Raw genomic sequence first — 696 nt, 5'->3', positions numbered from 1 at the left:
TCAAGAGATGATGAGCTTTGCAGAGCAAGATGCTGGTTTTATGGTTTCTCGTAGTGTCATTGAGATTAGCGGTCGCTGTCAAAGTTGCCAATAAAATATCTCTGTTCTGTATAGACCTTCTGTCTACTTTTATTTAATTTTCGGCTGTTATTCTATGAGCCTTTTAGCGCAATCGTCCAATAAGCAACTCACCTCTGATGGGTTACCTTTACTGAGCCTAAATGGTATTAATTACCATATTGGTCCACAGTGCTTGGTTAAGAACATCAATATCGATATTGCTATTAATGAAACTGTCAGTCTAATCGGTCCAAACGGTGCTGGTAAGTCGACCTTGGTCAAACTTATCTTAGGTCTCATCACACCTACAGCGGGTAAGATTGTCACTCATCAACCACTACAACTTGGTTATGTGCCGCAGCGTTTTACAGTGCCACCTATTTTGCCGTTACGTGTAAAAGACCTATTGGCGCAGGCAGATAAACGTCGTTTAACATCAGAACAACGTCAGTTTATTTTTGATAACTTATCTTTGAATCATCTGTTATCGCGGCAGATGCTGCATCTTTCTGGCGGTGAAACTCAGCGCGTACTACTGGCACGAGCCTTACTAGATAAGCCGAATCTACTCATTTTAGATGAGCCAATGCAAGGGTTAGATCCCGATACTGAGGTTTGGCTTTACCAGTTTATCGA

General features: G+C 41.7%; 1 protein-coding gene. It reads left to right on the top strand.

All coding sequences use genetic code 11. The features are described from left to right. Positions 1-154: 154 nt before the first annotated feature. The coding region (locus ACS8FD_RS20770) for a metal ABC transporter ATP-binding protein (protein WP_439277261.1) at positions 155-696 on the top strand (542 nt) is incomplete at its 3' end.

This window comes from Psychrobacter sp. 1U2 (assembly GCF_051847575.1).
The sequence above is the reverse complement of the archived record's forward strand: the minus strand, read 5'-3'. Positions and strand labels throughout refer to the sequence as shown.